The organism is Rhodococcus sp. A14 (genome assembly GCF_011603105.1).
Classification (GTDB): domain Bacteria; phylum Actinomycetota; class Actinomycetes; order Mycobacteriales; family Mycobacteriaceae; genus Rhodococcus_F; species Rhodococcus_F opacus.
Genome location: NZ_JAAOQS010000003.1, coordinates 14,549 through 40,871, shown reverse-complemented (window position 1 = coordinate 40,871; position 26,323 = coordinate 14,549). Strand labels below are relative to the sequence as shown.

Annotated in this window: 24 protein-coding genes; 10 read left to right on the top strand and 14 right to left on the bottom strand. The window is 65.2% G+C overall.

The window, feature by feature from the left end; genetic code table 11:
• Positions 1–513: 513 nt before the first annotated feature.
• The 5 genes from G9373_RS02520 to G9373_RS02500 all read left to right on the top strand — a co-directional run bounded on the left by G9373_RS02520 (position 514) and on the right by G9373_RS02500 (position 7,376).
• Positions 514–1,305 carry an enoyl-CoA hydratase-related protein gene (locus tag G9373_RS02520; RefSeq protein ID WP_005562223.1) on the top strand — a complete coding sequence of 264 codons (792 nt, stop codon included), beginning with the start codon at positions 514–516 and terminating at the stop codon, positions 1,303–1,305.
• A 31-nt stretch (positions 1,306–1,336) separates the two neighbouring features.
• Positions 1,337–2,317, top strand: coding sequence for an ABC transporter substrate-binding protein (locus G9373_RS02515; RefSeq protein ID WP_005562221.1), 981 nt, complete (start codon positions 1,337–1,339; stop codon positions 2,315–2,317).
• Positions 2,318–2,449: 132 nt separating this feature from the next.
• The gene (locus G9373_RS02510; protein ID WP_346842793.1) at positions 2,450–4,792 is read left to right on the top strand and encodes a CoA transferase; all 2,343 of its coding nucleotides are present in this window, start codon (positions 2,450–2,452) and stop codon (positions 4,790–4,792) included.
• A 54-nt stretch (positions 4,793–4,846) separates the two neighbouring features.
• Positions 4,847–5,791, top strand: coding sequence for a zinc-binding dehydrogenase (locus G9373_RS02505; protein ID WP_167113761.1), 945 nt, complete (start codon positions 4,847–4,849; stop codon positions 5,789–5,791).
• Positions 5,792–5,831: 40 nt separating this feature from the next.
• Positions 5,832–7,376 carry an AMP-binding protein gene (locus G9373_RS02500; protein ID WP_005562215.1) on the top strand — a complete coding sequence of 515 codons (1,545 nt, stop codon included), beginning with the start codon at positions 5,832–5,834 and terminating at the stop codon, positions 7,374–7,376.
• A gap of 25 nt (positions 7,377–7,401) precedes the next feature.
• On the opposite strand, the gene G9373_RS02495 is transcribed toward G9373_RS02500, so the two are convergent.
• The 7 genes from G9373_RS02495 to G9373_RS02465 form a co-directional block, all read right to left on the bottom strand.
• Positions 7,402–8,295 (bottom strand): IclR family transcriptional regulator, encoded by an 894-nt coding sequence (locus tag G9373_RS02495; RefSeq protein ID WP_005260602.1) that lies wholly within the window; start codon positions 8,293–8,295, stop codon positions 7,402–7,404.
• A gap of 89 nt (positions 8,296–8,384) precedes the next feature.
• Positions 8,385–9,215: an alpha/beta hydrolase gene (locus G9373_RS02490; RefSeq protein ID WP_005562211.1), complete on the bottom strand. Its 831-nt coding sequence runs from the start codon at positions 9,213–9,215 to the stop codon at positions 8,385–8,387.
• Positions 9,215–9,535 (bottom strand): ferredoxin family protein, encoded by a 321-nt coding sequence (locus tag G9373_RS02485; protein ID WP_043787579.1) that lies wholly within the window; start codon positions 9,533–9,535, stop codon positions 9,215–9,217. The genes G9373_RS02490 and G9373_RS02485 overlap by 1 nt, the downstream gene beginning before the upstream one ends.
• 2 nt (positions 9,536–9,537) lie before the next feature.
• Positions 9,538–10,548, bottom strand: a complete 1,011-nt coding sequence (locus G9373_RS02480; RefSeq protein WP_005260599.1) for an NAD(P)/FAD-dependent oxidoreductase — start codon at positions 10,546–10,548, stop codon at positions 9,538–9,540.
• A 228-nt stretch (positions 10,549–10,776) separates the two neighbouring features.
• Positions 10,777–11,610: an ABC transporter permease gene (locus tag G9373_RS02475; protein WP_167113760.1), complete on the bottom strand. Its 834-nt coding sequence runs from the start codon at positions 11,608–11,610 to the stop codon at positions 10,777–10,779.
• On the bottom strand, positions 11,607–12,497 hold the full coding sequence (locus tag G9373_RS02470) for an ABC transporter ATP-binding protein (protein WP_005562204.1): 891 nt from the start codon (positions 12,495–12,497) through the stop codon (positions 11,607–11,609). The genes G9373_RS02475 and G9373_RS02470 overlap by 4 nt, the downstream gene beginning before the upstream one ends.
• A complete protein-coding gene (locus tag G9373_RS02465; RefSeq protein WP_346842792.1) occupies positions 12,494–13,447 on the bottom strand; it encodes an ABC transporter substrate-binding protein in 954 nt (317 codons plus the stop codon). Before G9373_RS02465 ends, G9373_RS02470 begins: the two co-directional genes overlap by 4 nt.
• A 287-nt stretch (positions 13,448–13,734) precedes the next feature.
• On the opposite strand from G9373_RS02465, the gene G9373_RS02460 reads away from it, so the two are divergent.
• From G9373_RS02460 to G9373_RS02450, 3 genes are all read left to right on the top strand, one after another.
• The gene (locus tag G9373_RS02460) at positions 13,735–13,905 is read left to right on the top strand and encodes a hypothetical protein (RefSeq protein WP_005260595.1); all 171 of its coding nucleotides are present in this window, start codon (positions 13,735–13,737) and stop codon (positions 13,903–13,905) included.
• Positions 13,906–14,586: 681 nt separating this feature from the next.
• Positions 14,587–16,131 (top strand): AbgT family transporter, encoded by a 1,545-nt coding sequence (locus G9373_RS02455; protein WP_206031511.1) that lies wholly within the window; start codon positions 14,587–14,589, stop codon positions 16,129–16,131.
• A gap of 30 nt (positions 16,132–16,161) precedes the next feature.
• Positions 16,162–17,391 carry a M20 family metallopeptidase gene (locus tag G9373_RS02450; protein WP_120660872.1) on the top strand — a complete coding sequence of 410 codons (1,230 nt, stop codon included), beginning with the start codon at positions 16,162–16,164 and terminating at the stop codon, positions 17,389–17,391.
• Positions 17,392–17,766: 375 nt separating this feature from the next.
• On the opposite strand, the gene G9373_RS02445 is transcribed toward G9373_RS02450, so the two are convergent.
• From G9373_RS02445 to G9373_RS02420, 6 genes are all read right to left on the bottom strand, one after another.
• Positions 17,767–18,639 carry an alpha/beta fold hydrolase gene (locus G9373_RS02445; protein ID WP_005260591.1) on the bottom strand — a complete coding sequence of 291 codons (873 nt, stop codon included), beginning with the start codon at positions 18,637–18,639 and terminating at the stop codon, positions 17,767–17,769.
• A 36-nt stretch (positions 18,640–18,675) separates the two neighbouring features.
• A complete protein-coding gene (locus G9373_RS02440; RefSeq protein WP_167113758.1) occupies positions 18,676–19,629 on the bottom strand; it encodes a catechol 1,2-dioxygenase in 954 nt (317 codons plus the stop codon).
• Positions 19,629–20,972, bottom strand: coding sequence for a deacylase (locus G9373_RS02435; RefSeq protein WP_167113757.1), 1,344 nt, complete (start codon positions 20,970–20,972; stop codon positions 19,629–19,631). The genes G9373_RS02440 and G9373_RS02435 overlap by 1 nt, the downstream gene beginning before the upstream one ends.
• A gap of 125 nt (positions 20,973–21,097) precedes the next feature.
• Positions 21,098–22,414, bottom strand: a complete 1,317-nt coding sequence (locus G9373_RS02430; protein ID WP_167113756.1) for a Rieske 2Fe-2S domain-containing protein — start codon at positions 22,412–22,414, stop codon at positions 21,098–21,100.
• A 95-nt stretch (positions 22,415–22,509) separates the two neighbouring features.
• A complete protein-coding gene (locus tag G9373_RS02425) occupies positions 22,510–22,929 on the bottom strand; it encodes an acyl dehydratase (protein WP_240482867.1) in 420 nt (139 codons plus the stop codon).
• Positions 22,926–23,411 (bottom strand): hypothetical protein, encoded by a 486-nt coding sequence (locus G9373_RS02420; RefSeq protein ID WP_054246831.1) that lies wholly within the window; start codon positions 23,409–23,411, stop codon positions 22,926–22,928. The genes G9373_RS02425 and G9373_RS02420 overlap by 4 nt, the downstream gene beginning before the upstream one ends.
• 101 nt (positions 23,412–23,512) lie before the next feature.
• Between G9373_RS02420 and G9373_RS02415 the strand changes: the two genes are divergently transcribed.
• Positions 23,513–24,364: an alpha/beta hydrolase gene (locus G9373_RS02415; protein WP_206031509.1), complete on the top strand. Its 852-nt coding sequence runs from the start codon at positions 23,513–23,515 to the stop codon at positions 24,362–24,364.
• A complete protein-coding gene (locus G9373_RS02410; protein ID WP_167113754.1) occupies positions 24,361–25,605 on the top strand; it encodes a multidrug effflux MFS transporter in 1,245 nt (414 codons plus the stop codon). The genes G9373_RS02415 and G9373_RS02410 overlap by 4 nt, the downstream gene beginning before the upstream one ends.
• Here G9373_RS02410 and G9373_RS02405 read toward each other — a convergent pair.
• Complete coding sequence (locus tag G9373_RS02405) at positions 25,568–26,311, bottom strand: IclR family transcriptional regulator (protein ID WP_005260582.1); 744 nt, start codon at positions 26,309–26,311, stop codon at positions 25,568–25,570. The two genes, G9373_RS02410 and G9373_RS02405, sit on opposite strands and share 38 nt — an antisense overlap.
• Positions 26,312–26,323: the final 12 nt, after the last annotated feature.

The window sequence follows — 26,323 nt, the reverse complement described above, 5'->3', positions numbered from 1 at the left end:
GCGACGAACTCGTACACCACCCCCATGGACTTGACCGTCGGATGATTCCCGGTCGAACGAAATGGAGGCGTCGATGTGGCCACGGGCGAGTAGGGCGGGTTGCTCGGGACGGCCGGTACCAAGCAGTTTCACGGCGGCAGGGTCGACCCCGAGAGTTCGCAGGCGTACAGGAAGGCTTGGAGCCCCGCCAATGGCAGCCAAGTATCTGCAGGTGCGGCATCCGCCGCATCAAGACCGTCCCGGTAGCCGGACCCGAAAGGCTGACCTGCATGGATGTGGGAGATCGGCGAAAGACAGATAGGGCGTTGACTACCGCACGCCAGCCTCCTGGCGGTACATCCCCGTTTCTCAGCCGTCGCGAGTCGGAGAGTTCATTCGATTCGGCGGAATGCTTCGCGTGCGGTCCTCGTTGGGTCTTGCGGGTTCGCCTACCGGACCGCTGGGGGTGTGCCGGGGCGCGAGCGCACTGATACTCGAATTCTCAGTTCCAGTCGACCGACCCATGGAGTACAGATGACGCCTTCCTTCCCTCCGCTCGCCGCATCGGTCCATGCCGCTGTGGCCGACGCCGTGGCGGTCGTGCGCATCGAGCGACCGCCGGCCAACGCCTTCGATCCTGCGCTGATCGCGGAATTGCTCGACACCCTGAAGCCGCTGGCGGCGAACACCGACGTGCGGTGCATCGTGCTGCGCGGAACGGGACGCTTCTTCGTGGCCGGCGCCGACATCCGAGTGATGCGCGAACTGTCGGAGGAGACGCAGCACGCGATGCGGCCCTGGATCGAGGTGCAGCAGGTCCTCGAGACCGCTCCGAAACCCGTGCTGGCAGCCCTCAACGGGCATGCACTCGGCGGCGGAGCGGAGTTGTCACTGGCCTGTGACGTGCGGGTGATGGCGGCGTCGGCGTCGATCGGGTTCCCGGAAATCGGTCTCGGACTGTTTCCCGGGGCCGGCGGCAGTCAGCGCTTGCCCCGCTTGCTCGGCGCTCATCGAGCGAAGCTCCTCATGATGGAGGGTCGGCGCCTGTCCGCCGACGAGGCCCGCCGGATCGGCTTGGTGGACGAGGTGGTAGCGGACGACGAATTCGACGCGCGGATAGACCGTCTCGCCGCCGAGTGGGCGGCGAGACCGACGGCCGCAATCGGCCTCCTCAAGCGGGTCGTCGAAGCAGGACGGACACTCCCACTCGATCAGGCACTGGACGCGGAGTTTGCCGGTGTCCTCGATCTCATTCGCACGGCCGACGCCGCCGAAGGGCTACAAGCCTTCCTCGACAAGCGTCCGCCGCATTTCACTGGCCGCTGACCCGGCTCGCCACCTCACCCGAAGGATTCTCATGACACACTCGATCGGACGGCGCGCGTTGCTCGCCGTCGCGGCACTGGCGGCTCTCACCGTCGCCTCGACGTCCTGTACCCGGCCCGCGACCGAAGCAGCGCAGGGGAGCGGGTTGATCCGCATCTCCGTGGGTGTCGACCCGTCGTATGCGCCGATTTTCCTCGCCGATGCCGAGGGCATGTTCGAGGACGCCGGACTGGACGTTCAGGTGATGCAGACAGAAGGGGGAGCAGCCGGCGCGCAGAACGTTGTGGCAGGGACTTCGGAATTGTCCGGGAACGCCGACTCCACGGCGCTCACCGTCATGGCCGCGAATCCGTCGCTGCGCGCGCTCGGCGCGTTCGAAGATTCCGACCGCTACTTCCAGGTGGCCCTCCGCGAGGGTGTGGAGCCCAAGGACATCGAGACGATGGGTGTGTTCCCCGGTATCGGGCTCTACTTCACCGACTTGTATCTGCGGAGCCTCGGTCGAGACCCGGCGTCGGTCAAGCTCGTGAACACCAGTCCGCCCGAGCAACCGGCGCTGCTCGCCCGCGGTGACATCGACGGATTCCTGTCGTTCGATCCGTGGGTCGAGCAGGCCGTGGAGACAGGCGGTCGTGTCGTCGCGACGACCGGTGACTTCGGAGCCAGGTATTCACAATGGATCCTGGCGTCCGATTCCTGGTTGTCGGCGAACGAGGACGTCGCCGCCCGGGTGTTCGACGTGATCGCCGAGGCCGCTGCAATCACCGATGCCGACCCGGAGCGGGCCGCCAAGGCGATCTCCGACTCGATCCAGATGGATCCGGCCGAGGCCCGTCGGACCGTCTCCCAGATCGATTTCGGGGTGCGCGACTTCACGGACGACGACGTGGCACGAGCGAATCAACTGGTCACCTTCTTCCGAGGCCAGGGCAAGATCACAGGAGAAGTCGATACCTCGCGCGTTCTGCTCCGTGGGTGGGTCACAGACCACCTGAACCAACCCCCGGCCTGACGCTCGGCGACGACGCGTCCGTCCGGTTCGGTCAGCAGAACAGATCGATTCACTGGTACGGGAATGCGACGTAGGTTCGGTTCCAGTGAACGGGCGGACGCCCGCTGGGAACTATGAAACGGAGTCCTTCTGGTGGAAAGCGCAATTCGCGTGGTGGAGTTGTCCAGCCCGCTGAGCCGATTCGCCGGCCGCATCCTGGTCGGACTGGGATACGAGGTTGTCCTGGTCGAACCGCCGGAGGGTGATCCGACGCGACGGGAACTGGACGGCCACACATTTACGCACTGGCACGCCGGAAAGAAATCCGTCGCCATCGACGTCGAGACAGCCGTGGGCCGTGCGGAACTGGCGCGCCTGGTGGCCGGGGCGGACGTATATCTCGATGGCAGCGCCGTCGGCGACGAGCCGATCGAGCCGGCACCGGGATCGGTCGTTCACGTACGGGTCACACCCTTCGGCGTCGACGGTCCGCGCCGCCAGTGGTGCGCCACCGATCTGACGCTCGCGGCCCTCGGTGGAATGCTCGCCCAGGTTGGTGAAGCCGACGGGCCCCCGCTGTCGCTACCTCAGGGGCAAGCCGAACAACTGGCAGGGGTGAACGCCGCGGTCGCGGTGTTGCTCGGCCTCCAGGCGCGGCGTCGGGGCCCGGTCCCCCTGATCGACGTCTCCGCACAGGAATGCGTGGCGGCAGGCCTCGAGGCCGGCGCCCTGGCCTATCTCCACGAGGATCGCGTCCCGGACCGACCCGGTCGGGTGCACCCGTTGGTACCGCACGGCCTGTTCCGGGCCGCTGACGGTTATGTCGGTGGCGGGCTCGGCGGAAGTCCCCGGATGTGGGACGCGCTGGTCTCCTGGCTGGTCGAAGAGGGTGCCCAGGAGGATCTGGACGACCCGAGATGGGCTGACCCCGTCGAGCGGAAAGAGCAGCAGGACCACATCTTTGCCGTGCTGCAGCGTTTCCTCGACAAGTGGCCGAAGGAGGACTTCGCGCGGGCAGCGCAGCAACGCAAGCTGCCGTGGTCGGCCGTCGTCCGACCGGATGAACTGTTGTCGAACCCCCAACTCCAGGCCCGCGACTTCTTCGTCGACGTCGACGAGCCCGGGTCCACCGTTCGAGATCTGGGCTTCTCCTTCCCCTTCCCGGAAGGAGGGAGGACCCGGGCCCTGCCGGTTTCCCCGATCGGTGCGCACCAGGTTCTCCTCGACGAGCCGGAACCCGAAGTCCTCGAACCGACCGTGACCGCATCCGGGCCGGACCTGCTGCCCCTGTCGGGCGTCCGCGTCCTGGACCTCACCTGGGTTCTCGCCGGTCCCTACTGCACTCAGATCTTGGCGGACCACGGCGCCGACGTCATCAAGGTCGAGTCGTCGGGCCGACCCGACCCGACACGGTTCGCGCCGTTCATGCACCTGTCCCGCGGACCACACGACGACCCGAACACCAGCGGGTACTTCAACGACGTCAACAGGAACAAGCGCAGCATCACTCTGGACACGCGTTCCGAGGCAGGACTGGCCGTGCTCGCCGACCTCGTGGCGCAGTCCGACGTGGTGGTCGAGAACTTCAGTTCGTCGGTAATGGAGAAGATGGGCTTCGGATACGAGCGGCTCCGCTCCTTACGTCCGGACGTCGTGTATGTCTCCATGTCGGGGACCGGTCACACCGGACCGCGACGCGACTGGGTCACCTATGCGGACATCGTCTCCGCGGCCACCGGACTGACCGCTCTCACCGGGTGGAGCGCCGACGACGTCGTCGGAGTGATTTACGGTCATGGCGACATCGTCGCAGGATTACACGGCGCCGCAGCGGTTCTCGCCGCCCTCGAGCACAGAGATCGCACCGGCCGCGGTCAGCACATCGATCTCTCCCAGCTGGAGGCGATGGCGTCACACATGGGCACCAGTGTCGTGCAGGCGACGGGTGCCGGACAGCTTCCTGTTCCGCTCGGCAATGCTCATCCCGACATGTCACCGCACGGCGTCTTCCGCTGCCTCGGACCCGACCGCTGGTGCGCGGTCACCGTTCGTGACGACGCGGACTGGACCAGGTTGTGCGCGGTGATCGACCGCCCGCAATGGGCCACGGACGAGCGTTTCCGCACGCCCGAGGCGCGACGGGCGCACGAGTCCGACATCGCGGCGGCGATCACGGCATGGACGTCGCCGCGGCCTGCCGATCTCGTCACCGAGCAACTCCAGCAGGCGGGCGTCCCCGCCGGGACCGTGCAGAACGGGCGGGACCTCGTCGAAGCCGATCCGCATCTGCGTGCCCGCGGTTACTACGTGCCCGCCGTCCATCCCCGGCCGGGAGCCTTTCTCCACCAGGGCGCTCCGATCCGGGTCGGGAAAGCCGTCACGATCCGGCAACCGGCGCCGGTGCTGGGCGCGGACACCGATGCCGTGCTCCGCGAGGTCACCGGCTACTCCGCGGAGACCGTTGCGCGGCTGCGAGCCGACTCGGTCCTCACCTGAGCCGGTCACTTCGATCAGACTTTTCCACTCGACAGCACTCCCGAAGGACAGAACATGCGTGCAGCCCGCTTTCACACATTCGGACACGACCCGATCATCGACGACGTCGAGGTGCCGACCCGGAAACCCGGACAGACCCTCGTCCGGATCGACGCGGCGGCGCTGGGGCACCTCGACCTCACCGTCGGCAGCGGGAACTTCGACATCAAGCCGGCCCTGCCACACGTCGGAGGCACCGACGGGGCCGGCACCGTGATCGAATCGGACATCTTCGACGCCAGTACCCGGGTGCTGGTCCGGGGCGGCGGAGTCGGCCTATTCAAGCCCGGATGCTGGGCCGAGTACCTCGTGGCCGCCGACAAGGTTTTCACTCCGTTCGATTCAGCCCTCGAACCGGCCATCGCGGCCACGTTCTTTCTCCCGAGCACAACCGGTTTCGTCGCGGTGCACGACATCGCCCGCGTCACCGCGGGTGAGCGGGTCCTCGTAGCCGGAGCAGCCGGCGCGGTCGGGTCCATGGCTGCGCAGTTCGCGCTCCTCGCGGGCGCCGACGTGATCGGTGTGGTGCCGCGAGCCGACCAGGTCCCGCTCGTGCCCGATGGTGTCCGACCGGTCGTCGGCCGTGGGCGTGAACTGGCCGACACCCTGGGACCCGATCCGGTGGCGGATGTGCTCGTCGATACCCTCGGTGGCGACTCGCTGCCGTACCTGCTCGAGCGCGTCGTACCGGGCGGGCGGGCCGCGCTGATCGGCTACACGCTGGGGACCGAACTCACGATCGATTTGCCGAACTGGCTGCTCAAAGATGTACAGATGCTGCCGGTCAACATGATTCGCAAGAGTGCGCGACAGGCGGAACTCGCAGCCGACCTCATTCGGCGCCTCGTCGACGGCGAGATCGGCATGGCGGTTCAGGAGTTTCCGCTCGACGACATCGCGTTTGCTCTGCAGATGATGCGTGAAGGGAAGGTCGCCGGCCGCGCGGTCGTCGTACCGTGACCGTCCGCCATCGCACGTTCGCCGAAAGAAGGTGACACCAGTGACGCCCGAATCGGATTCTCTGCTCCTCCCGGCGGCGATGACGATTCCGTCCCTGCTCGTCCAGCGTGCCACCGAGCGGGGCGATCATCTCGCCGTCCGGGCCGGGGACGTGGAGGTGTCCTATCGCGAACTCGTCCAGCGAGCCGCAACGACGGCCGAGGCGCTGTCCCGACATGGGATCGGTCGGGGTGACGCGGTGGCCGCGATGTGCGCCAACCGCATCGAGATGATCGACCTGCTGCTCGGCTGTAGTTGGCTCGGAGCGGTCATGGTGCCGTTGAACACAGCATTGCGTGGCGCCGCCCTCCACAGCGTGCTCGAGCAGTCCGGGGCGCGTCACCTGTTGATCGAGCCCACCTTTCTCTCGCGGCTCCAGCAGACACGATTCACCGGTGAATCCTGGATACTCGGCACCTCGTCCGTTCCCGGGCCGGACGACAGCCGAATCCCCGGACGAGCGGCCGACCCCGCGGTAACCGCGCTCGATACGGCGGCGATATTGTTCACGTCCGGGACTACGGGACACCCGAAAGGGGTCCGCTGCCCGCATGCTCAATCACTGTGGTGGGGGACAGGAGTGGGAGCCTCCCTGGGCTTGGGACCCGACGACGTTCTGTACAACGGCCTTCCTCTGTTCCACACGAATGCGCTCAACACACTGTTCCAGGCGCTGGTTGCGGGAGGAACATTCGTGCTCGGCGAACATTTCTCGGTGCGGCGGTACTGGGCGCAGGTGGCCGACAGCGACGCCACGGTGATCTACCTGCTCGGTGCGATGGTCGCGATGCTCACCGGCCGGGAACCCGGCACGGACGACAAGAAGCACCGCGCCACCCGTGCCCTGGCGCCGGCGACTCCGGCCCGCCTGTGGACTCCCTTTCGTGAGCGTTTCGGCGTCGAACTCGTCGACGGCTACGGCACCACCGAGACGAACCTCGTCCTCGGAACTGTGCCCGGCGATCGCCGACCCGGCTGTCTCGGAACGGTGCGCGACGGCTACGACGCGAAGGTCGTCGACGACGCCGGCGCCACCGTCGCGGACGGCGTTCCCGGCGAACTTGTCGTCCGCACAGACCTTCCCGGAGGATTTGCCACGGGATACCTGTCCGAGCCTCCCCGCGTAGCGGACGACTGGATCTACACCGGTGACCGGGTAGTCCGGGAACCCGACGGTTGGTATCGATTCGTCGATCGCGTCCGCGACGTCATCCGACGGCGCGGCGAGAACATCTCCTCGGCCGAGGTCGAGGAGGCCTTGGCCCGGCATCCAGCGGTCGCGCAGGTCGCGGTCTTCCCCGTGCCGTCGGAACTCGCCGAGGACGAAGTGATGGCAGCGGTGGTCCTCCGGGAAGGAATGCAGGCGGACCCCGATGTCTTACGTCACCATGCGGCGCCTCAGCTGGCGTACTTCGCTCTGCCGCGGTTCATCGATGTCGTCAGTGAACTTCCGTTGACGGAGACCGGCAAGGTCCGCAAGGAGGTACTCCGGGCGCGTGGGGTCGGCAGCGGCACCTGGGATGCCGACGCCGTCTCGTCCCGGTGACCCGGCAGCCGCCTCGAACCACCGGCTACCGGCCGCACCCGTTGAACGAGCACATCGCAGGTGTGCACGCCTCGGCGCCGGCGAAGTCGGTCGCCGAGTATGCGCAGCGCATCGCGTGAAGTGCTCGGGAGATCCCGATGCCCGCGGTTCGTAGGGCGCCGGCAACCCGGCTGACGTTGAGCCGCGCCGTCGGACCTGTTACCGACAGGGCACCCGCGAGGGTGCGGGGTCCGCTGAACACCGGCACCGCAACACTCATGTAGCCGATGCGGGTCTCTTCGACTTCGACTGCGAGTTGCTCGTTGCGCATACGGTCGAGTTGCTGGCGCAGGACGGCGACCGACATCGTGGTGCGGGCGGTGAGGGCGGTGAATCCTTGCTCGATCACCTCGTCGAACACCGACTGTGGCGAGAACGCCAGGATCATCTTCCCGGTCGCGGTGCAGTACAGCGGCAACCGGCCCGCCACCCGCGACTGCTGCTGCAATCCGCGGTGACCGACGATCTTCTCGATATAGAGCACGTCGATACCGTCCCGAACCGCGAAATGCACCGTCTCCTGCGTCGCGAGGAGCAGATCTTCCATATAAGGCAGCGCGGCGTCACGCAGGATGCGCTGCCGGGGGACGAGCTGTCCGAGTTCGAACAGCCGCAGGCCCAAACGGTACTTCGTGCCCGCCCGCTCGAGGAGTCCCCATTCGACGAGTTCGCCGGCCAGCCGGTGCACGGACGCCTTCGCGACACCACTTCGACGTGCGAGTTCGGTGAGCGAGAGGTCGCTGTGCTCGCTCCCGAACGCGTCGAGAATGAGCCGCGCCTTGCCGAGAACGGACGACATGTCCTGTCCGGCAACACGGTGCGCCGACGGGATTGGTACGACCGGGCCGAGGCCGACCGAATGCTGCGCCTCTGTAGTCACTGCTGCCTCCTGGCGATTGGCGGGGCATTCGTCCCGATCACAGCCACGCTAGGGCTGGACGATGGCGAATCGCACGCCACAGGGTCCGGTCACCGGACCCGTCTCGAATTTTCGGGCACGGCCCGCACGTCCGGTGAGTTCAGAAAGGACCGGACCGCAGCAGCCACCCGCGGTGCCTCGCGCTCGATCAACGCAACGGTCCCGTCCTCGATCACCTCTTCGCGTACGACCCGCGCCCCGGTGAGCTGTTTCCTCAACGTCGGTAGGTGGGGCATCGAGAACGGGTCTGCACCGGCGGCGAGCAGCAGCACCGGCGTCGTGACCGCTCCGATGCGGTCCGCCACCTGGTAACGAGCGCAGGCACGGTGTCCCTCGGCGGGATCGACACCGTGCGCGAGGGCGTCGCGCAGGAAGCGGTCGAGCAAATCCGTCGCCGGGTCCGGGTAATACGGTCGTCTCAGGTTCCACAGGGTCTGCAGGTGGCTGCCGTCAGGCTTGCGGACGGCGCGGTCCACGCTTCCCGAACCCGATTCGTTGTTGCTCTCCGTCCATGGGCAGGAGGACAGCACCACGGCTTCGACTCGCCCGGGGCGGCCGGCAGCCATCTCCATCGCGACCGCGGCGCCGGTGTGATGCCCGAGGACCGCCACCGGTCCGGCGTTCACGGCGTCGAGGAATTCCCAGGCGGCGTCGGCGAACGCCTCGATCGTCTGCGGCGGAGCGAGTGACGCACTCGCTCCGAATCCCACCATGTCCAGGGCGAGAACCCGGAACTCGTCCGCCAGGAGCGGGATCAACTCGCGGAACTCGTCCCAGGACCGCGGGGTCTGATGCAGCAGGAGGAGCGGCAGGCCACTGCCCGATTCCGCATAGTGCAGTTGCCCGAACCTCGTGTCGGCGTATCCGAACCGGATCGCCATCAGTAGGCCGTGACCATCGGGGTGTCCACGCCGATGACGTCGATCTTCGCGGCGCCGCCCGGATTGCCCACCGGCTCCGCCCGGGTCGGCAGGACCTCGAGGAAGAAACGCTTCGCGTCCTCCTTGAAGTCGGGGTCTGCCTTCCGATCCACCGTGATCGCCTCGACCGGGCAGGCGAGTTCGCAGGCGCCGCAGTCGATGCACTCGTTCGGATTGATGTAGAGCTTGCGCCCGCCCTCGTAAATGCAGTCGACCGGGCACTCCTCCATGCAGGAGCGATCCATGTAGTCGATACATGCGTCGCCTATGACGAATGCCATTGTCAGCTCTCCTTTTCCGTGGAATGGCCCGGGAAGATCTCAGCGTCCGGATCGAGGACGGCAGCGGCGTTGTTGACTGCGGTTGCCGCCTCACCGAATCCGACGGCGATGAGACGAACCTTCCCCGGGTAGTCGGTGATGTCGCCGGCCGCATACACGCGCGGCACGGTGGTCTCCATTCGGGTGTTGACGACGATGTGGCGCGAATCGATCTCGAGTCCCCACTCGATCATCGGTCCGAGGTCGGCGGTGAACCCGAGAGCGGCGATGACGGATTGCGCCGGCAACGTGGTGGTGGTCTCGTCGAGTTTGTGGGCGACGTCCACCTCCGTGACCCATCCGTTGCCGCGGACCGCGACAATGTCCGCATTGACCAGCATGCGCACAGTGCTCTCGCGGACCTTCGTCACCGTCGCCGCGTGAGCACGGAACTTGTCGCGACGATGCACCAGGGTTACCGACGACGCGATCGGCTCGAGATGGGCCGCCCAGTCGAAGGCGCTGTCGCCGCCGCCCACGATTACCACGTCCTTACCGGTGTGCGCGGAAAGGTCGGGCACGAAGTAGCTGAGACCGCGGTCGACGAAATCGAGCCCCTTCACGAGAGGGCGCGGCGTGAATGTCCCGATCCCGCCGGTGATCACGACCGCACCGGCGGTGACGGTGCGACCTTTGCTCGTCCCGATCACGACTCGTCCGTCTTCGGCGTGATTCAGTGTCCGGGCCTGCTCGCCGAGCAGATACGCCGGATCGAACGGCGCGGCTTGAGCGAGCAATCCGTTCACGAGATCTCGCCCCTTCACGGACGGGAAGCCCGCGATGTCGAGGATCGCCTTCTCCGGGTACATCGCGCTCACCTGGCCACCGGGCTCGGAAAGAGCGTCGAGAACGGCGACCCGGAGTCCGCGGAAGCCGGCGTAGTACGCACCGTAGAGACCGGCCGGGCCGGCACCGATAATGAGAATGTCGACGTCGAGGTCCGTGCCGGTCGACGCGTTGAGCGAAGCGTTCATGCCGGCAACGTTAATCATGTTGCCGCGCCGGATAAATGAAACCGGTCCGGTCAGCAGACTGTGTTCATTCCTGCCGCTGACACGAACGGACACGAACACGGAAAGGCGGGTCCACCGGCGAAGGAGAAATGCCGGTGGACCCGCCTGTAGCTCTGCTCTGTCTGTGCCGGAGTCGTCCGACGCCTCGTTACCCGGTGCTCTGTGCACGGGGTAACGGTGCGAGGACTACTACTTGACGCCGTACCGCGTCAGGTACCGGCCCGACAACACCCTCAGGACACGGTCGAACAGAAAGCCCATGATCCCGAGCACAATGATGCCCACAAACGTCCAGTCGATGCGCCCGTAGTTCCGGGCCTGCCAGATCATCGAACCGATGCCGTGGTCGGCTGCCACGATCTCGGCGGAGACGATGGTCAGGAAGCTGTTGCCCATCGCGAGACGGGCGCCGGTGACGATGCCCGGCACCGACGACGGCAGCACCACCGTCTTCATGATCTGCAGTTTGCCGGCTCCCAGGTTGGCGGCAGCCTGCAGTTTGTTCTCGCTGATCGCGACGGTCGCGGCGATCGTGCTCACGGTGACGATGAACACCGAGGTGTAGAAGATCAGCACTATCTTGGACGTCTCACCGATGCCGAACCACACCACCGCCAATGTCACGAACGCGATCGGGGGGATGAAACGGAAGAATTCGATATACGGGTCGAGCAGTTGACGCACGAGGTTGACGCGGCCCATGAGAATGCCGACGGGGGCGCCGATCACTACGCCGAGACTCCACCCGACCAAAATGCGCTGGGCCGACGCCCAGATCGATGTCCAGAGGACACCGCTTTCCGCCAGTTCCCTTGCTGCTGTGACGACTTGAGCGGGAGAGGCGATGGTCGTCGGGCCGTACCACCAGGCGAGGAATGACCACACCCCTAGACCGATGACCGCGGAAGCGACCCACAACGCCGCCGTGCGCAGGGCGGCCCCACCTGCGCTCGAGCGTCTCGTTCGGGCCGATTGCGCTCGTTCGCTGCGGGTGGGGACGGTGTTCTGTACCGCTGCGGTCATAGCTGGTCCTCCTCGATGCCCTGATTGCGGAGCGAGGCCACGACCTCGGCGCGGATGTCGTCACGCAACTTCTCGTACATGTCGATCACGTCGGGGTGCGCCCTGTCCCGTGGGCGCTGTGCGTGCACCTCGTAGATGCTCTTGATTCGCGCCTTGGGTCCGGCTGACATCACCACCACACGGTCGGCGAGCGTCAAGGCCTCGTCGATGTCATGTGTGACGAACACGACGGTGCACCCGGTGTGCCGCCAGATTCTGTCGAGCTCGACCTGCAGGACCTGCCGGGTCTGAGCGTCGAGTGCGCCGAAGGGTTCATCCATCAACACCAGCGACGGTTGGTTGGCCAGCACTCGCGCGATCTGAACCCGTTGCCGCATACCGCCCGACAGCTGTGCCGGAAACTTCTTCCCCGCGTGTGGGAGCCCGACCATCGCGAGGTACTCGGCGGCGATGCGCGCCTGGTCGGCCTTGTTGGCTCCGTGCATCCTGGGTCCGTAGGCGACGTTCTGGGTCACGGTCATCCACTCGAACAGGGCCTCGGAACTTTGGAAGACCATGCCGGCGTGCGGGTTGCTGCCGTTCACCTCGTCGCCATTGCAAGTGATCTCGCCGGCGCGGGGCTCGATGAAGCCGGCCATCGCGGACAACAGTGTCGACTTGCCGCACCCCGACGGGCCGAGCAGACATACGAACTCGCCTGGTCGCACCTCGAGGTCGATTCCCGACACGATCTCGGCGGCTCCGAAACTGATGCCCAGATCGCGGACCTCGACGGGGACGCCGGTGACGGTTCTGCCCGAAGTGGGCACGGCGGCCGGGCCGCCCGATGCAACGGCGGTCGTGCCGCCGCTGGGGACCGCGGTTGTGCCGCGTGTGGGGACGGTCATTTCTTTTCCTCCTGGTACCAATCGAGCAGCATGGCCGAGGCCAGATCCGGCTGCTCGGAGAGAACGCCGATCTTCTCGTAGAAGTCGACGATCGACTGTGCGGACTCGATGCTCTTGTCGGTCAGGTTCTCGACGCCGAAGTCGATCTCGTCGACCGCGGTGACGGTCTGATCGTCGGCGACGTTGACGGCTTTCCTGGTCGCGGTGGCGGCGGTTCGAGGATCGGACTCCACCCGCGCGGTGGCCTCGACGAGCACCCGGGCAACCGCACGGGCGGTGCCCTCGTTCTTGTCGAGCCAGGGCTCGGTCGTGATCGCCCAGTGGTGGTAGAACCAGTCGAAGTCACCGGTGACGGCAGCGACGTGCCCGCTGCCCTGCGCGAGCGCGGTGGACGGCCACGGTTCCCACAGGACGTATCCGTCGATGTCACCCCGGTCGAGGAGCGCCGGCATGTCCGTGGGGGTGGCGGAGACCATCTCGACCGAGCCGGCAGGAACTCCGTTGGCCTGGAGGTATCTGTCGGTCGAGATCTGGCTCAGCCCCGGGACGATGCCCATCTTGCGGATGTCAGCGGCCGAGTCGACCCCGTTACGCAACACCACTTTGAGGTAGTCGCCGGACACCTCGTACGAGTACATCGCCCGCAGGGACGGATTCTGGCGTAGCTGCGCGATCGTCGTGGTGTCCGAACTGCCGGCCAGATGGACCTGGCCGGTCGCGAGCGCGTCGACGGCTTCGCCACCCCGGCCGAACTGGACCAGCTCGACGTCGAGGCCGGCATCGGCGAACATGCCCTCCTGGTCGGCGACGAAGAAGGGCGCGTACGACGCGTCGATGCCCACGGCGATCCGGAGCGGACCGCCGGCGGAATCGGCGGCGGTCTGCGTGGCGGGGCGGCTGCACGCCCCGGTCGAGACCGTAAGAACCACCGCCGCTGAGGCAAGTGTCACCTTGCCGAGTATCGATCGCCAGGCCATGTTTGTACACCTCCTATTGTGATCTGGACCTCATTTGTGGGGTTGTGGTGAAGAAACCTAATGCCACCTCGATGGGGCGTGAATCAACCGGGTCCACCGTGCGGACCGAGTCGTAGAATTTACGCGCACGGAACATCGCGACGAGTACGGAACTGACGAGTACGGAACTAATGACCCGAGCCTTTCGTATCGAGCGCGACACTGTCGGTGAAATGTCGGTGCGGAGTCACGCCTACTGCGGAGTTCATACCGCACGTGGCGTGGAGAATTTCGCGATCGCAGGAACGACCACGAGGCAGTTTCCTCTGCTGATCTCGGCGTCGGCGATGATCGAGCGAGCGGCGCGCGAGACGAACCTACAGCTCGGGCATCTTGATGAGAAACGCGCCGGTGCGGTCATCGACGCCGGTAAGAAGATCCGGCAAGCGTAGTTCGCGGATCAATTCCTCCTCGACCCGATTCGGCGAGCGCAGTCATCTCATCGGCGGGCCGCGATTGGGGGCAGTGATCAACGTTCACCCTGTGTACGGTGATCGCGCCATCGAGCGACTCACGAAATAGATAGTGTTCCCTCGTCTTTGGCTTCGGAACTGGAGGTGACAGTCGAGAGATCCGCCGTTGTTGCTACTGCCTTGGTGTCGCTGCTCGAGTACGCAACCAACGCGGAACTGGTGAAGGAATCACCATCCACCGGACGCGGAGTCGGAGAAATCGCTGTGGCGCGCGGACTGATCGAAGCCAACGGCGTCGATGCCCTCTCCCCGCGCAACCCTGGCTGGCCACCCTTGCGAACGATACAACGGCCGCCGGGCACCTGTAGTCCGCTCTGCGGACCACGAAGGTTCGCATCCGTACGGCCCCAGTGTTAACTTTCGTCGCCCAGGGTGATCCACACCACAGAGAGGCGAGGGCCATGTATGGAGTTCTGAACGTGCCTACGCGCAGGCTTCGTGTCCGCATCTGAACCGATGAACAGTTGTGGCTGGTCCCGGAATCCGAAGTTGCCAAACGGGATGGCGGCGACGTCGAGACCCGAGGACGAGCGGCCGCGGAACACGGCCTCCTGCCCCCAACCCAGCATCGAGCCTTTCGGCCCGCCCAGCGAAACTGACATGAAAGTCTTGCATATGACGAGCGTCATCAGGCAGTACACGAAGAAGTTGCCCGGGAACGTACTGAACCGAGTGGAGAGGGTGGGGAACCGACTCCCGCACCCTTTTATACTTTTCCTGTACATGGCGGTTGCGATAGCCATTTTGTCGTTGATTGCGTCGCTCGCCGGCGCGACTGTCATCGACCCCAAGTCGCAGGAACAGGTTGACATCCAGAACCTGCTATCCGCGGATGGACTCGAGTTCGCACTGACAACCATGCTGGACAATTTCTTGTCCTTCCCGCCGCTCGGCCTGGTCATCGTCATGCTCCTCGGAGTTGGATTGGCCAATCAAGTCGGCCTGCTGGAGATCGCATTCAAAGCCATTGTCGTGCGGGCGTCTCCCAGAATGCTGACGTTCGTGGTGATCTTCGTCGGCATCGTCAGTAACATCGCTTCTGAATCGGCAGCCATCGTCATTCCCCCGTTGGCGGCCATGTTGTTCCTGGCGGTGGGGCGGCATCCGATAGCAGGCTTGGCAGCCGGGTTCGGAGCGGTAGGCGCAGGATTTTCCGCCAACTTCATTGTCGCCGGCACCGACGTACTACTGTCTGGAATCACCACGTCCGCAGCGGGAATCGTCGACAGTTCGGTGGTCGTCACTCCGGTATCGAACTGGTACTTCATGTCCGCATCGACTCTCATCTTGACCATCGTAGGAGTCCTCATCACCGAGAAGGTGGTCGAGCCTCGACTCGGTCCCTACGATGGCAGTGGATCCGACCGTGACAATTCCGAATTCTTGATCACCGCGGATCAGCGTCGCGGGTTGCGTAACGCGGGACTCGTCGCGCTTCTGTATGCCGCGGTTGTCATTGCACTCGTGGCACCACCCAACGCGGCTCTTCGCGGCGAAGATGGTTCCATCATCACTTCGCCATTCATGGACTCCCTCGTTCCGATCATTTTTCTGTTCTTCGTGTCGGTCGGCATAACCTACGGAATTGCAGTGGGAACGATCACCAGCAGTAGTGACGTCCCTAAGTTGATGATCGAATCGGCGAAAGATCTGGCTGGAATACTGGTTCTGGTCTTCGCGGTCGCGCAGACGATCGCCTATTTCCAGTGGACCAACCTCGGCCTTTGGGTGGCCGTGCAGGGTTCCGGACTTCTCGAGGCTCTAGACGTCGACGGTGTCGTCGCTCTCATCATGCTGAGCCTCGTGACGATCGTGCTCAGTCTCGTCATCTCGAGTGGTTCAGCGCTGTGGGCAGTCATGGCTCCCGTATTCGTGCCTATGATGATGTTGCACGACGTCAATCCTGCCTACGCCCAGCTCGCTTATCGCATCGCAGATTCGTCGACCAACATGCTGGTGCCCCTCAGCCCGATTCTGGCGGTAGCACTCGGATACATCCAGAAGTACGACAAGAGGGCCGGCGTGGGTACGGTCTTCGCACTGATGATTCCGTACGCTGCAACGTTCTATCTGATTTGGATGCTCCAGTTTGTCGTCTGGACAGTTTTCGGACTACCCATCGGACCTGGGGAATACCTCAACTGACGCACACTAGGAACACCCGGAAGGAAATCTGTGAGCACAATCGCGAACAGCGAAATCGACGAAGCTATCGACATCGAAGACGAGGCCTTCCATCGCAAGTTTCTCGAAGAGAACGCCGATGGTTTACTCGACATCAGTCACGAGATTCACGCTAATCCAGAGATCCGATTTGAGGAGACCGCCGCAAGTGCCCTCCTCGTCTCGAAACTCGAGGAAGCGGGCTTCGCAACACAACTCGGGGTCGGAGGTTTGCCGACCGCCTTTCTCGCTGAATACGGTTCGGCCTCGGACGGTCCCACGATCGCGTTCTTCCTCGAGTACGATGCGCTGGAGGAGATTGGTCACGCATGCGGGCACAACGTAATTGCGACGATCGGTCTGGGCGCGGCCTTGACGGTGCAGGCGTGGATGCGAGATCACGGGCGTGCAGTCGGCAGGCTGCTGGTCGTCGGCAGTCCCGGAGAAGAAGGCGGCGGAGGTAAGCAGTACCTCATCAAAGCAGGGTGCCTGGATGGAATCGATGCTGCGCTCATGATGCATCCGTCGGGTGAGAACCTTTCCTGTATGACCACGCTGGGCCGCGTAGCGCTCGACTTCGAGTTCACCGGAAAGGCGGCACACGCAGCGGTCACTCCACATCAAGGAGTCAATGCACTCGATGCCGCCGTCCTCACCTTGAACGCGATCGGACTTCTGCGCCAGCAGCTCCCAAGCGACGTGCGAGTTCACGCAATCGTGCTCGAAGGTGGAGAAGCGCCGAATGTGATCCCGGAAAAGTCCGTGCTCCGAGCGTACATTCGTGCCGCCGATACCCGAGCCTTGGTCGACGACCTCCAACCAAGGGTCGAGAACTGCGCCCGCGGTGCAGCCATCGCTACCGGCGCGCAGGTGTCCATTATTCAGCAATCGCCTACGTACGCAGCGCTACAGCCGAATGCGGTACTCGGCGATCTTGTCGAACGAAATTTCGCGCGCGTCGGTCGACGAACGGAACCCCCACGTACCGAGGTCTTTCCGGGTTCGACGGATATGGGCAACGTCAGTCAGATCATCCCGTCGATTCATCCCAACATCGAGTTCGTCCCGGGACTGGGAATGCACACCCGCGAAGCCGCGGAGTATGCGGGAGCGCCGGAAGGCGACAAAGCCGTGCTGGACGGCTCACTCATCCTTGCAATGACCGCGAGCCAGCTGTTCTCGAACCACCGACTCGTGGGCCAGGTGAAAGCGGCCTTCAGCGAAGGGGTACGCGTCGACTGATCCCTGGAGGAATGGCCAACCCGAAGAGCCGAGCTCGCCAGCTCGGCTCTTCGGCTCTACCAGTACGTTGATGCGGCGATCGTTGACCTCGGTGCCATATCGTGATGCGGGATGCACTTCCGATGGCAACGATCCGGTCGGTAGCCCCCGCAGCCTCAACCGCCTCGTGTCGTGGGTTCGGTACATCGACGCCGGTCCGAGGGGTGGGGGAGGACTGGCGCCGGCGCCGATTTCACTGCGGGCACCCGATTGCCGTCCTCGGTTGAACTAACGAGAAGCTGAGTAATTGCAGACACATGGCCGACCTTTCGATGCACGAAGCCGGCCGCGCTCGAGGACGCGGCCGGCTTCACGGTTTCGTGTTGTCGGCTCCGGTCAGACGACGCTCTTCACGCGCTCGGACGCCTTCGCCAGGAACTCCAGACTCAGCGGGTTGTACAGTGCCGCCTGTTCGTGCTGGGGCCAGTGGCCGCATTCCGGATACAGCTGCAGCTGAGCACCGGCGATGTCCGCGGCCATCTTCTCGGCCTCCGGCACGTCCCCGAAGGGGTTCTCGTGGCCCCATACGACCAGTGTCGGTGCCTGGATGCGTGCGAGCCGATCGGGCCGGAGCAGGTTTCGCTGACGCGTGTCCATGTCCTGCAGCGACAGCAGGTTGTGAATGTTGGCGACGAAATCGGGCTGGTGGTAGATCCGGTGCCGGGCCTCCACCAGTTCCTCGGTGGCGTTGACCGGGTCGTGCATCAGCAGGTGCAGCCGGGCACGGGTGAGTTCGATGTCGTTGCTCTGGACGGCCTTGGTGGTCGAAGTGCGAATGCGCTGCATCACGTCGGGGTTTGCGACGGTGCCTCCGGCGGCGAGCAGTTGTAGCGACAGCACTCGCTCGGGCTGCTCACTTGCGAGGTACGCGGCAACCCAGCCGCCCAGCGATTCTCCGACGAGGTGGACCTTGTCCAGCCCGACCGCGTCGAGGTAGTTCACGAGATGGTCTACATAGCGCGGAATTTCGTACGGGTAATCCGGTTTGCCCGTGTAGCCGTGGCCCAGCATGTCGATCGCGTGGCACTCGTAGTACGGAGCATGTGCGGCGATGTTACGCGCGAAGGCTTCCAGGTGACCGCTGGTGCCGTGGAGGAAGATCACTGCCTCCTCGCCCGCGCCGGCCTGTAGCGACCGGGTGGGAACTCCGGCGGCGTCCACCGTCTTGACCGCGAAGTCGAGTCCGGCGAGTTCGTTCCAGATTGTCATGTGTGTGTCCTTTGTCGGGTGTGAAGGGTTGACGAGTCACGGCGCGAGCGGCCGAGTGGTGGGATCGAGGACGACGACGCCCATCCCCGTGAGCCATTCCGGCATGGGTTCGTAGGCAAGGCGTTCCGCGGGAACGTAGTTCACCATCGCGGCCATCATGAGCCAGGTGCGGAGTTCTTGCGCACCGTTACCTGCCTCGGTGTCGACCTCGTCGGTCGAGAACTCCGCGAGTTCGGCCGCCTTGCCGGTCTCGAAAAGATCGAGGATCCGGTCGTCGAACTCCGGTGAGATGGCCGCCTCGGCTGCGCGGATGATCTCCCGCCGGCGCACGTCGTAGTCCGACCAGTTCTCGCGACCGTCGAGCCAGGCCTGCACCATGAAGTCGTCGTCCTCACCGTGCGGATCACGCCAGTCCGGCCATGGCAGCCGGTGCGACAGACCACCGGACGCGATCACGACCACCCGCTTGTCCTCCGGATACGAGTCGAGCGCCGCGCGGAGCGCGTGTGCGAGCGCCTCACAGCGCCCGAAGGTCGGCAGCGGTGGTGCGAAGACGTTGACGACCAGAGGCACGATGGGCACGTCGAGGTCCGCCAGCAGGTACTGGATGGCATGCGACTGCCCGTGGTCGATCTGCAGGCGGGCGGAGAATGCGAGATCGAACCGTCCGCTCTCCACCACCTGCGCGGCGAGGTGGCCGGCCAGGTGCGCGTCGACACGCTGCGGGCCCTTCGGGGTACCCGACTCGCCGCTCGCGATGCACTCGCCCACGCCGAGCGTGAAGGGCGGAATGAGATCGAGCCAGAATCCTCTGAAGTGATTCGACCCAAGCAGGATCACCACGTCGGGCCGCGCCGCGGCGATCCGCTCCCGCGCAGTGACCAGCGCCTCCCGGAAGCGTTCCGCCTCGGCTTTGTGTGTTGTTTCCTCCCAATGGGTGTTCATGAGGGTGCTGTGCGACGCACCCACCCCCAAGACGATCTCGGCCATCAGCCTGTTCCTACTTCCTCGAGTGTGCGGGTCGCCGTGTCGACGGCAACACGGATCAGGTATCGGGTAAGCTTTTCGGCCTCGGCCAGGTCGACGGTGTTCATCCCCATGGCGAAGTCCACCTCGAACGGTGCGTCCACCACCTTGGGCATGCCGACCCGTATGGTCGGGATTCCCCGGCTGCGCAGGATGTTCGCGTCCGTTGCGCCACTGGCGTCGTGCACCGCGCGGTGCGGTTGGCCCTCGGCCGCCTCCCAGGCTGCTACGGCACTGCGGCAGAGCCACATCCGCTCGTCGGACGACTCGCCCGGGATCGATAGGATCTGCTCCACGTCGATGCGGGCGTCCAGTTCGGTGGCTATCCGCCGCACAGCGTCGACCAGTTCGCGTTTGGCGGCGGTCGGTGTGGTCCGTGGGCTCAGGCGCAGATCCACCATCATCCGCACGTGAGCCGGGGTGAACGAGGCGGTCCGCTCGCACCCGCCCCGGATGTTCGCGACCATGCCCTGGGGAAGCACCAGCCCGCTCCGGTGCGCCTGCGAGTACTGCGGGAACCATCGCTCCAGGCGTACTGCCACCTCGCCCGCCAGTGCGACGGGGTTGCGGTACGGCAGCCGATGCCGGGATCCGACGTAAGTGTGGGTGCCGTGCACGGTGACCTCGAACCAGGCCAGGCCCACCTCCTCCCATGAGACCGTCCACCCGGGCTTGGCGATGAGCGCGAAATCTGCCCAGACTCCCTGTTCGAGCAGGAACGAACAGCCCACGCCCTGGCCGGTGTTCCGGCGCGGATTTCCTACGCCCGGACGAGGGTTCGTCGGCATTCCGCCGGCTCCGAAACCCGCGATAAGGTCGCCGGTGAGTGGTATGCCCGCAGCGTGCACTGCTTCGATCGCCGCCATGACGCAGGCGGCATGCCCCTTCGGATTCGAAGCGCCGAGGCCGATGACGTAGTCGCCCTCGCTGTCGGCTCGCGCCGTCATGTCGGGACGGAGCGTCTCCGCCGCCCAGGGCACGTCTTCCTCGCTGTTGCCGCTGGTGACCGTGTCGATCGGGGCGTACAGCATGAGGTCCGGCCCCGACCCGTCACCGCGCAGCCGTGCCCACGAGTTGGCTTGGCGGTCGTCGAGATCCATCGTGTGCGCTTCGATGCCGCTGGCCGTGAACGTCTCTGTGATGTGTTGTGCGAGTGGCGTTTCGTCGCCGGTCGGGCTGGCGATGTCCACCAGACCGATGATCAGCTCCCGTAATCGCTCCCGATCGACCGTCGCCCACGCCTGTTCGGTCCAGGCGCGGCGCTGCTCGTCGAGGCCCGCGAGCGGGGTTGCGGTTGCGGCCGTCACGAGTTGATCCGGTGAACCTGGGTGTTGCTGCGTGCGGCGACGAAACGCCATGCCCTCGGCACGCCGGTGGCGAGCAGGACGCCGAACGTCACGCCGGTCAGAGTCTTGAACATCGAAATTCTCCTCTAGTCGGCGTCGGCCGCAGTGGGTGCGCTCGCCCCATTGGCCGACTCGGTGGATGTCGCCGGCTGCGCAGTCTTCCGCGCCGCGGAGGCACGGCGCTCACGAACCGGTCTATCGGGTGCTGCCGGCGCGAAAGCGACTGCAGCCGCGATCTTCTCCCCATATTCCTGTTCGGCGAGATTTCGCCACGTGGTGAGCGAGACGTCGGGTCGGTACAGCTTCTCCGGCGGAGCGTCGGTGACGCGGACCATCCACTCGTCCTGGCCCGAAAACTGGCCGTGGAACAGCCACCGCACGGCACCGAGGTATTTGGCGTAGAAGCCGAGCCTCTTCACCCCGGTCTCGAAGTTGACCATGAGTCCCACGTACTGGTGGTGATCCTCGTCGACCGGCACATAGAACTCGTAGTGAATGAAGTTGGGATAGGCGATCCGCAGCACACCCGGCATCGACAACGAGGCGAAGCCCGGGAAGTTCTGGGCTGCGATCACCGGATTCACCTTCACGCCGGCGCCGACGTTGCCGATCTGCGAGATCTGGCTCTCGTCGGGCTTCTTCTTCCACCAGCGCTTGTTCGTCCACTTCCCGACGCCAGGAAAATCGGCCTCCCAGTAGACCTCGTCTTGGACCCGGTAGATCCACCGGCCTTCGGGGACGATGCTGGTGATGTTCCACGTCGGCATCGGCTTGAACAACCGCCACAACGCGGTGCGGTGCAGGTACTTCGCATGCCCTTCGTCGAATCCGTTCTCGCAGGCGAAGCGCCAATTACCGCCCCGCGGTTGGATCCGGCCCCCGACGACGCCTTCGTTCTCGACGAGCTCACGGGGCAACTGCTCGTCGATCGACGGCACGGGCTCGTTGCCGATCGGGATGTACACCCAGACCAGGCCCAGGCGTTCTTCCACCGAGTAGGTCTGCACGGACAGTTTGCCGCAGATCTTCGAATCCGGCCCGTCGGTGATGACGGCGGCCAGTTTGCCGTCGGTGAGCCGGAACGTCCACCCGTGATAGGGACAGCTGACGGTCCCCGGGAACTGTTGATCGCCCTCCGACAGCGGGACGCCACGATGGGGGCAGCGGTCATGCAGTGCGTAGACCTTGCCTGCGTCGCGAATGAGCGCGAGCTTCTCGCCGCAGATGGTGTGGCTCGTCGGCTCACCTGTTACATGGTTCGCCCATGTCACCGGGTACCAGTAACCGCGGTAACCACTGCCTGCCTCGTTGTATCGAGGCCAGGCGGTCCAGTCCTGCCGACCGGCCGCGCGCGGCCTCTCCGGGAGAACCTGCGAGTTCTCCGGCGCCTCGACACCAGTCATGTGAAGTCCTCTCGAGATGAGATCAAGTGATGCAGGAGATCTTCCGATCGATCGCCGTGCACCTCAACAAATCCGGTTCGCTCAGCAGACCGGGTTCACCGTCGTGACGATCGAGGTGTCGTGGTGATCACCGCGCTGCCCTCCGCGCACAATGCCCCGTCGTCGGCGTGTTCGACGAGGGTGACCTCGATCCGGTCACCCTCGATCCGGGTGACGGTTCCGCTGACCGTCAGGACACACCCCACGGGGGCGGGCGCTCGGTTGCGCCACGTCACGGACGCCACCGCACCGACCTCGCCGGCCAGGCGGGCGGCGGCCCGGAAGAACAGCGTCCCCTGCAGCTGAGCCATCACCACCGGGTCGGGAAGGCCCTCGGCACGGGCGTAGTCGGTGTCGTAGTGAATGCGGTGTGCATTGTGGGTGGTTGCACCGAAACGTAGAATCCTGACCGGATCGCACTGCAGCGCAACCTGTTCGATAGCATCGCCGACCATCCATCCGCCACTGGGCGTCATCGGACGATGAACCGTTCCGTGACAATTGCCAGCGTGACCGATCCCGTGACGCGGTAGGTCTTGGACACGGTGATCAGAAGGAACTCACCGCCATCACTGCCCTTCCAGTCGACACCGTTCACGGTGCGTGTGACCTCGAGGGGCACACCGAGCGGGGGAGTCGAACAAAACTCGATGGTCTGCCCTCCCGCCAACAGGCGCACGTCCAGCCCGGCCGTGCCGGGCACTTCATCGGCGAACATGCCGTCGGGGCGATACTCAGCGGTGTCGGCGCCATCCGGTCCTCGCAGCAGGCTGGGCAGGTACATCGGGTGGACCCGGAAGTCTTCCCGGCCGGGGTCGAGGAATCGACGATCGTGCTCCGCCGACGCCCGCGCGAACGCCACGGACTCTGCTGCACGCACTTCCCCGAGGCGGCGGTGTGTGGTGGTACCGATCATCCGGCACGCGCGTTCGAAGGTTGAATCCAGACCAGTTCGCATGGGCGAAAGCTAGATCCGGTGTGGCGGCATCACCACGGTCCCGGACCGTCCAGCGGACCGAGATGCTTCCGCCACCGCCGCAGATCGGGTCAGGTGTGGTCATGGCACATCCACCGAACAGTCTGTACGCCACGGCCGCGGTCGTGAAATTCCATTACCACGACATGGGCGAGGGGTCTCCGACGATCTTCCTGCACGGCGGCGGCCCCGGCTGCACGGCGTGGTCAGATTTCGGCCCCGTCGCACCACTCTTCGCCGACGATCGTCGAGCCGTGCTCGTCGACATCCTCCAATACGGCAAGTCCGACAAGTGCACCATCAGCGGACCGATGTGGGATTTTCACGCCGCCAAGATCGTCGCCCTTCTCGACGAGCTCGGCATCGCCCGAGCTGACTTCGTCTGCAATTCATGGGGCGGGACGATCGCCCTGAATCTCGCGGCGAAGTACCCGGAGCGGGTGCGGGCTCTGGTGATCACCGGAAGTATGCCGGTCTTCTACGGACCGCTCGCCCCGTTGCCGGAGGACGGCCGGCGCGGCCGCAACGCCCGGGACGTGTACTACGGCGGCGACGGTCCCACCCGCGAGAAGATGCGGCAACTCATCACTCGCCTCGAATGGTTCGACGGAGACCAGCTGCCGGACGACACGCTCGAGATGCGGTACCGGCAAAGTCTCGATCCCGACGAGATGGCGCTGGCCGCGGCGTCGGATAATCCGCGTGGGGACTGGCAGGATCTGACGACCGAACTCGGGATGATCGAAGCGCCGGTTCTGTTCGCGTGGGGAATGCACGACGCCTTCCTCACGCCGGACTATCCGCTGATGCTGGCCCGAATGATCAAGCACGGCCACCTCTACATAATGGACCGCGCGTCCCACCACCTGCAGGAGGAACGTCCGCACGACTACTACTCGCTCGTTACGGGATTCCTCGAACAGCGACACCCGTGACCACGAGCAGCACTTGCTCGGAGCTGATCCCCGCACCACCCGTCGGGACGAAACGCATCCAGCTCGTCCTCGTCCTCGGTGTGCTCACCGCACTGGGCCCGTTCACCGTGGACATGTATCTACCGGCACTACCAGCCATCGCCGTCGACTTCGAGACCTCGGAGTCGACGGTGCAACTGACACTGACCGGGACGCTGATCGGTCTCGCTCTCGGACAGCTGGTGATCGGCCCGGTCTCCGACCGCTACGGTCGGCGTCGCCCACTCCTGCTGGGCACGGCAGTCCATGTCGTCGCGTCCGTGGCGTGCTATTTCGCGCCGACCATCACGGTGCTCGGTGCGTTCCGGACTGTTCAGGGGGTGGGCGCCGCGGCGACGGCGGTCATCGCGACCGCCGTTGTCCGGGACCTCTTCTCGGGCCGCGCCGCTGCTGTCATGTTCTCCCATCTGATGCTGGTCATGGGTGTGGCCCCGATCCTGGCGCCGAGCATCGGCGGAATCCTCATGACCACCATGTCGTGGCACGGTGTGTTCCTCGTGCTGGCGGTGCTCGCGGCTCTGTTGATGCTGATCGGTGCCGTCGCATTGCCCGAAACGCTGCCGCCCTCGCACCGGAGCCGACGCGGACTTGCCCCTGCACTCCGGACCTACACCCGGCTCGTTCGCGACGGCGGCTTCATGACGCTCGTCCTCGTGTGTGGACTGGGCCGTGCGGTCCTGTGGGCGTATATCGCCGGATCCTCGTTCGTCATGCAGAGGGAGTTCGAACTGGATCCGACCGTGTACGGGATGGCGTTCGCGGCCGGCGGCGTCGTCCTGATCGGGGCGGCCCAACTCAACGTGCGGCTACTGGACCGCTGGTCTCCCGTCCGGATCTGTATCGTCGCGCTCGCCGTCAGCGTCGTCGTTGGAGTCATGTTCGTCGCCGTGGCTCTTCATGGCACTGTGGGATTCGCCGGCTTCGCGGTGCCGGTGCTGGCCTTACTGTGTGCCACCGGATTCGTCATGCCGAATGCGCCGGCTCTGGCATTGACCCGGCACGGCGACGCGGCCGGGACCGCGGCGGCAATCGTCGGGTTCGCGCAGTTCGGTACGGCCGCCGTCGTGGCCCCGGTCGTCGGCGCCCTAGGGAACACCTCGCTCGCCGTGGCCGTCACGATGACTGGGTGCGCTGTCCTTGCCGTTCTCTCGCTCGGGTTCGGTGTCAGGCCGAACGCGCGACGCCACGGAGGGCACGACTGATGTTCGATCCCGCGGCCGTCAACGGCTTCGCCACCCGGCCGACATTCATCCGCGACGTCGTGGTGGTCACGCTTACCGCACCGACCACCATCGAACCGGCGAACACGGGTACCGCGATACTGGTCATACCGAGTCCGACCTCCTCGACCTCCAACGCGAAACCCTCTGTACGGACCCGATCGAGTTGCCGACGAAGGCGCAGAGCCGAGGCAACGGTCCGAGTCGTCAGGGGAGCGAACCCACGAGCGACGACCTCGTCGAACATGCTCGACGGCGAGTACGCGAGGATCGCCTTGCCGGTCGCCGTGGCCTCGATCGGGAATCGGCCTGCGATCCGCGACGGGAGCCGCGCGCTGCGGTGACCGGAGATCTTTTCCACGAACATGACGTCGAGGCCGTCCCGAATCGCCAAGTGCACCGTCTCGAGGGTGAGAGAGTGCAGGTCCTGCATGAACGGAACCGCGGCATCCCGGATGATGCGTTGTGTCGGGACCAGCTGGCCCAGTTCGAAGAGGCGCAGTCCCAACCGGTAGTCGGTTCCTACCCGCTCCAAGAACCCGATCTGGACCATCTCCCCGGCAAGTCGGTACACGGTCGCCTTCGCAACCCCGCTCCGACGTGAGAGCTCGGTCAACGACAGCGCTCCGGAATCTGCATCGAAGCTGTCGAGCAGCAGTCGCACTTTTCCCAGCAACGACGCGTTCATATGGATCCTCCG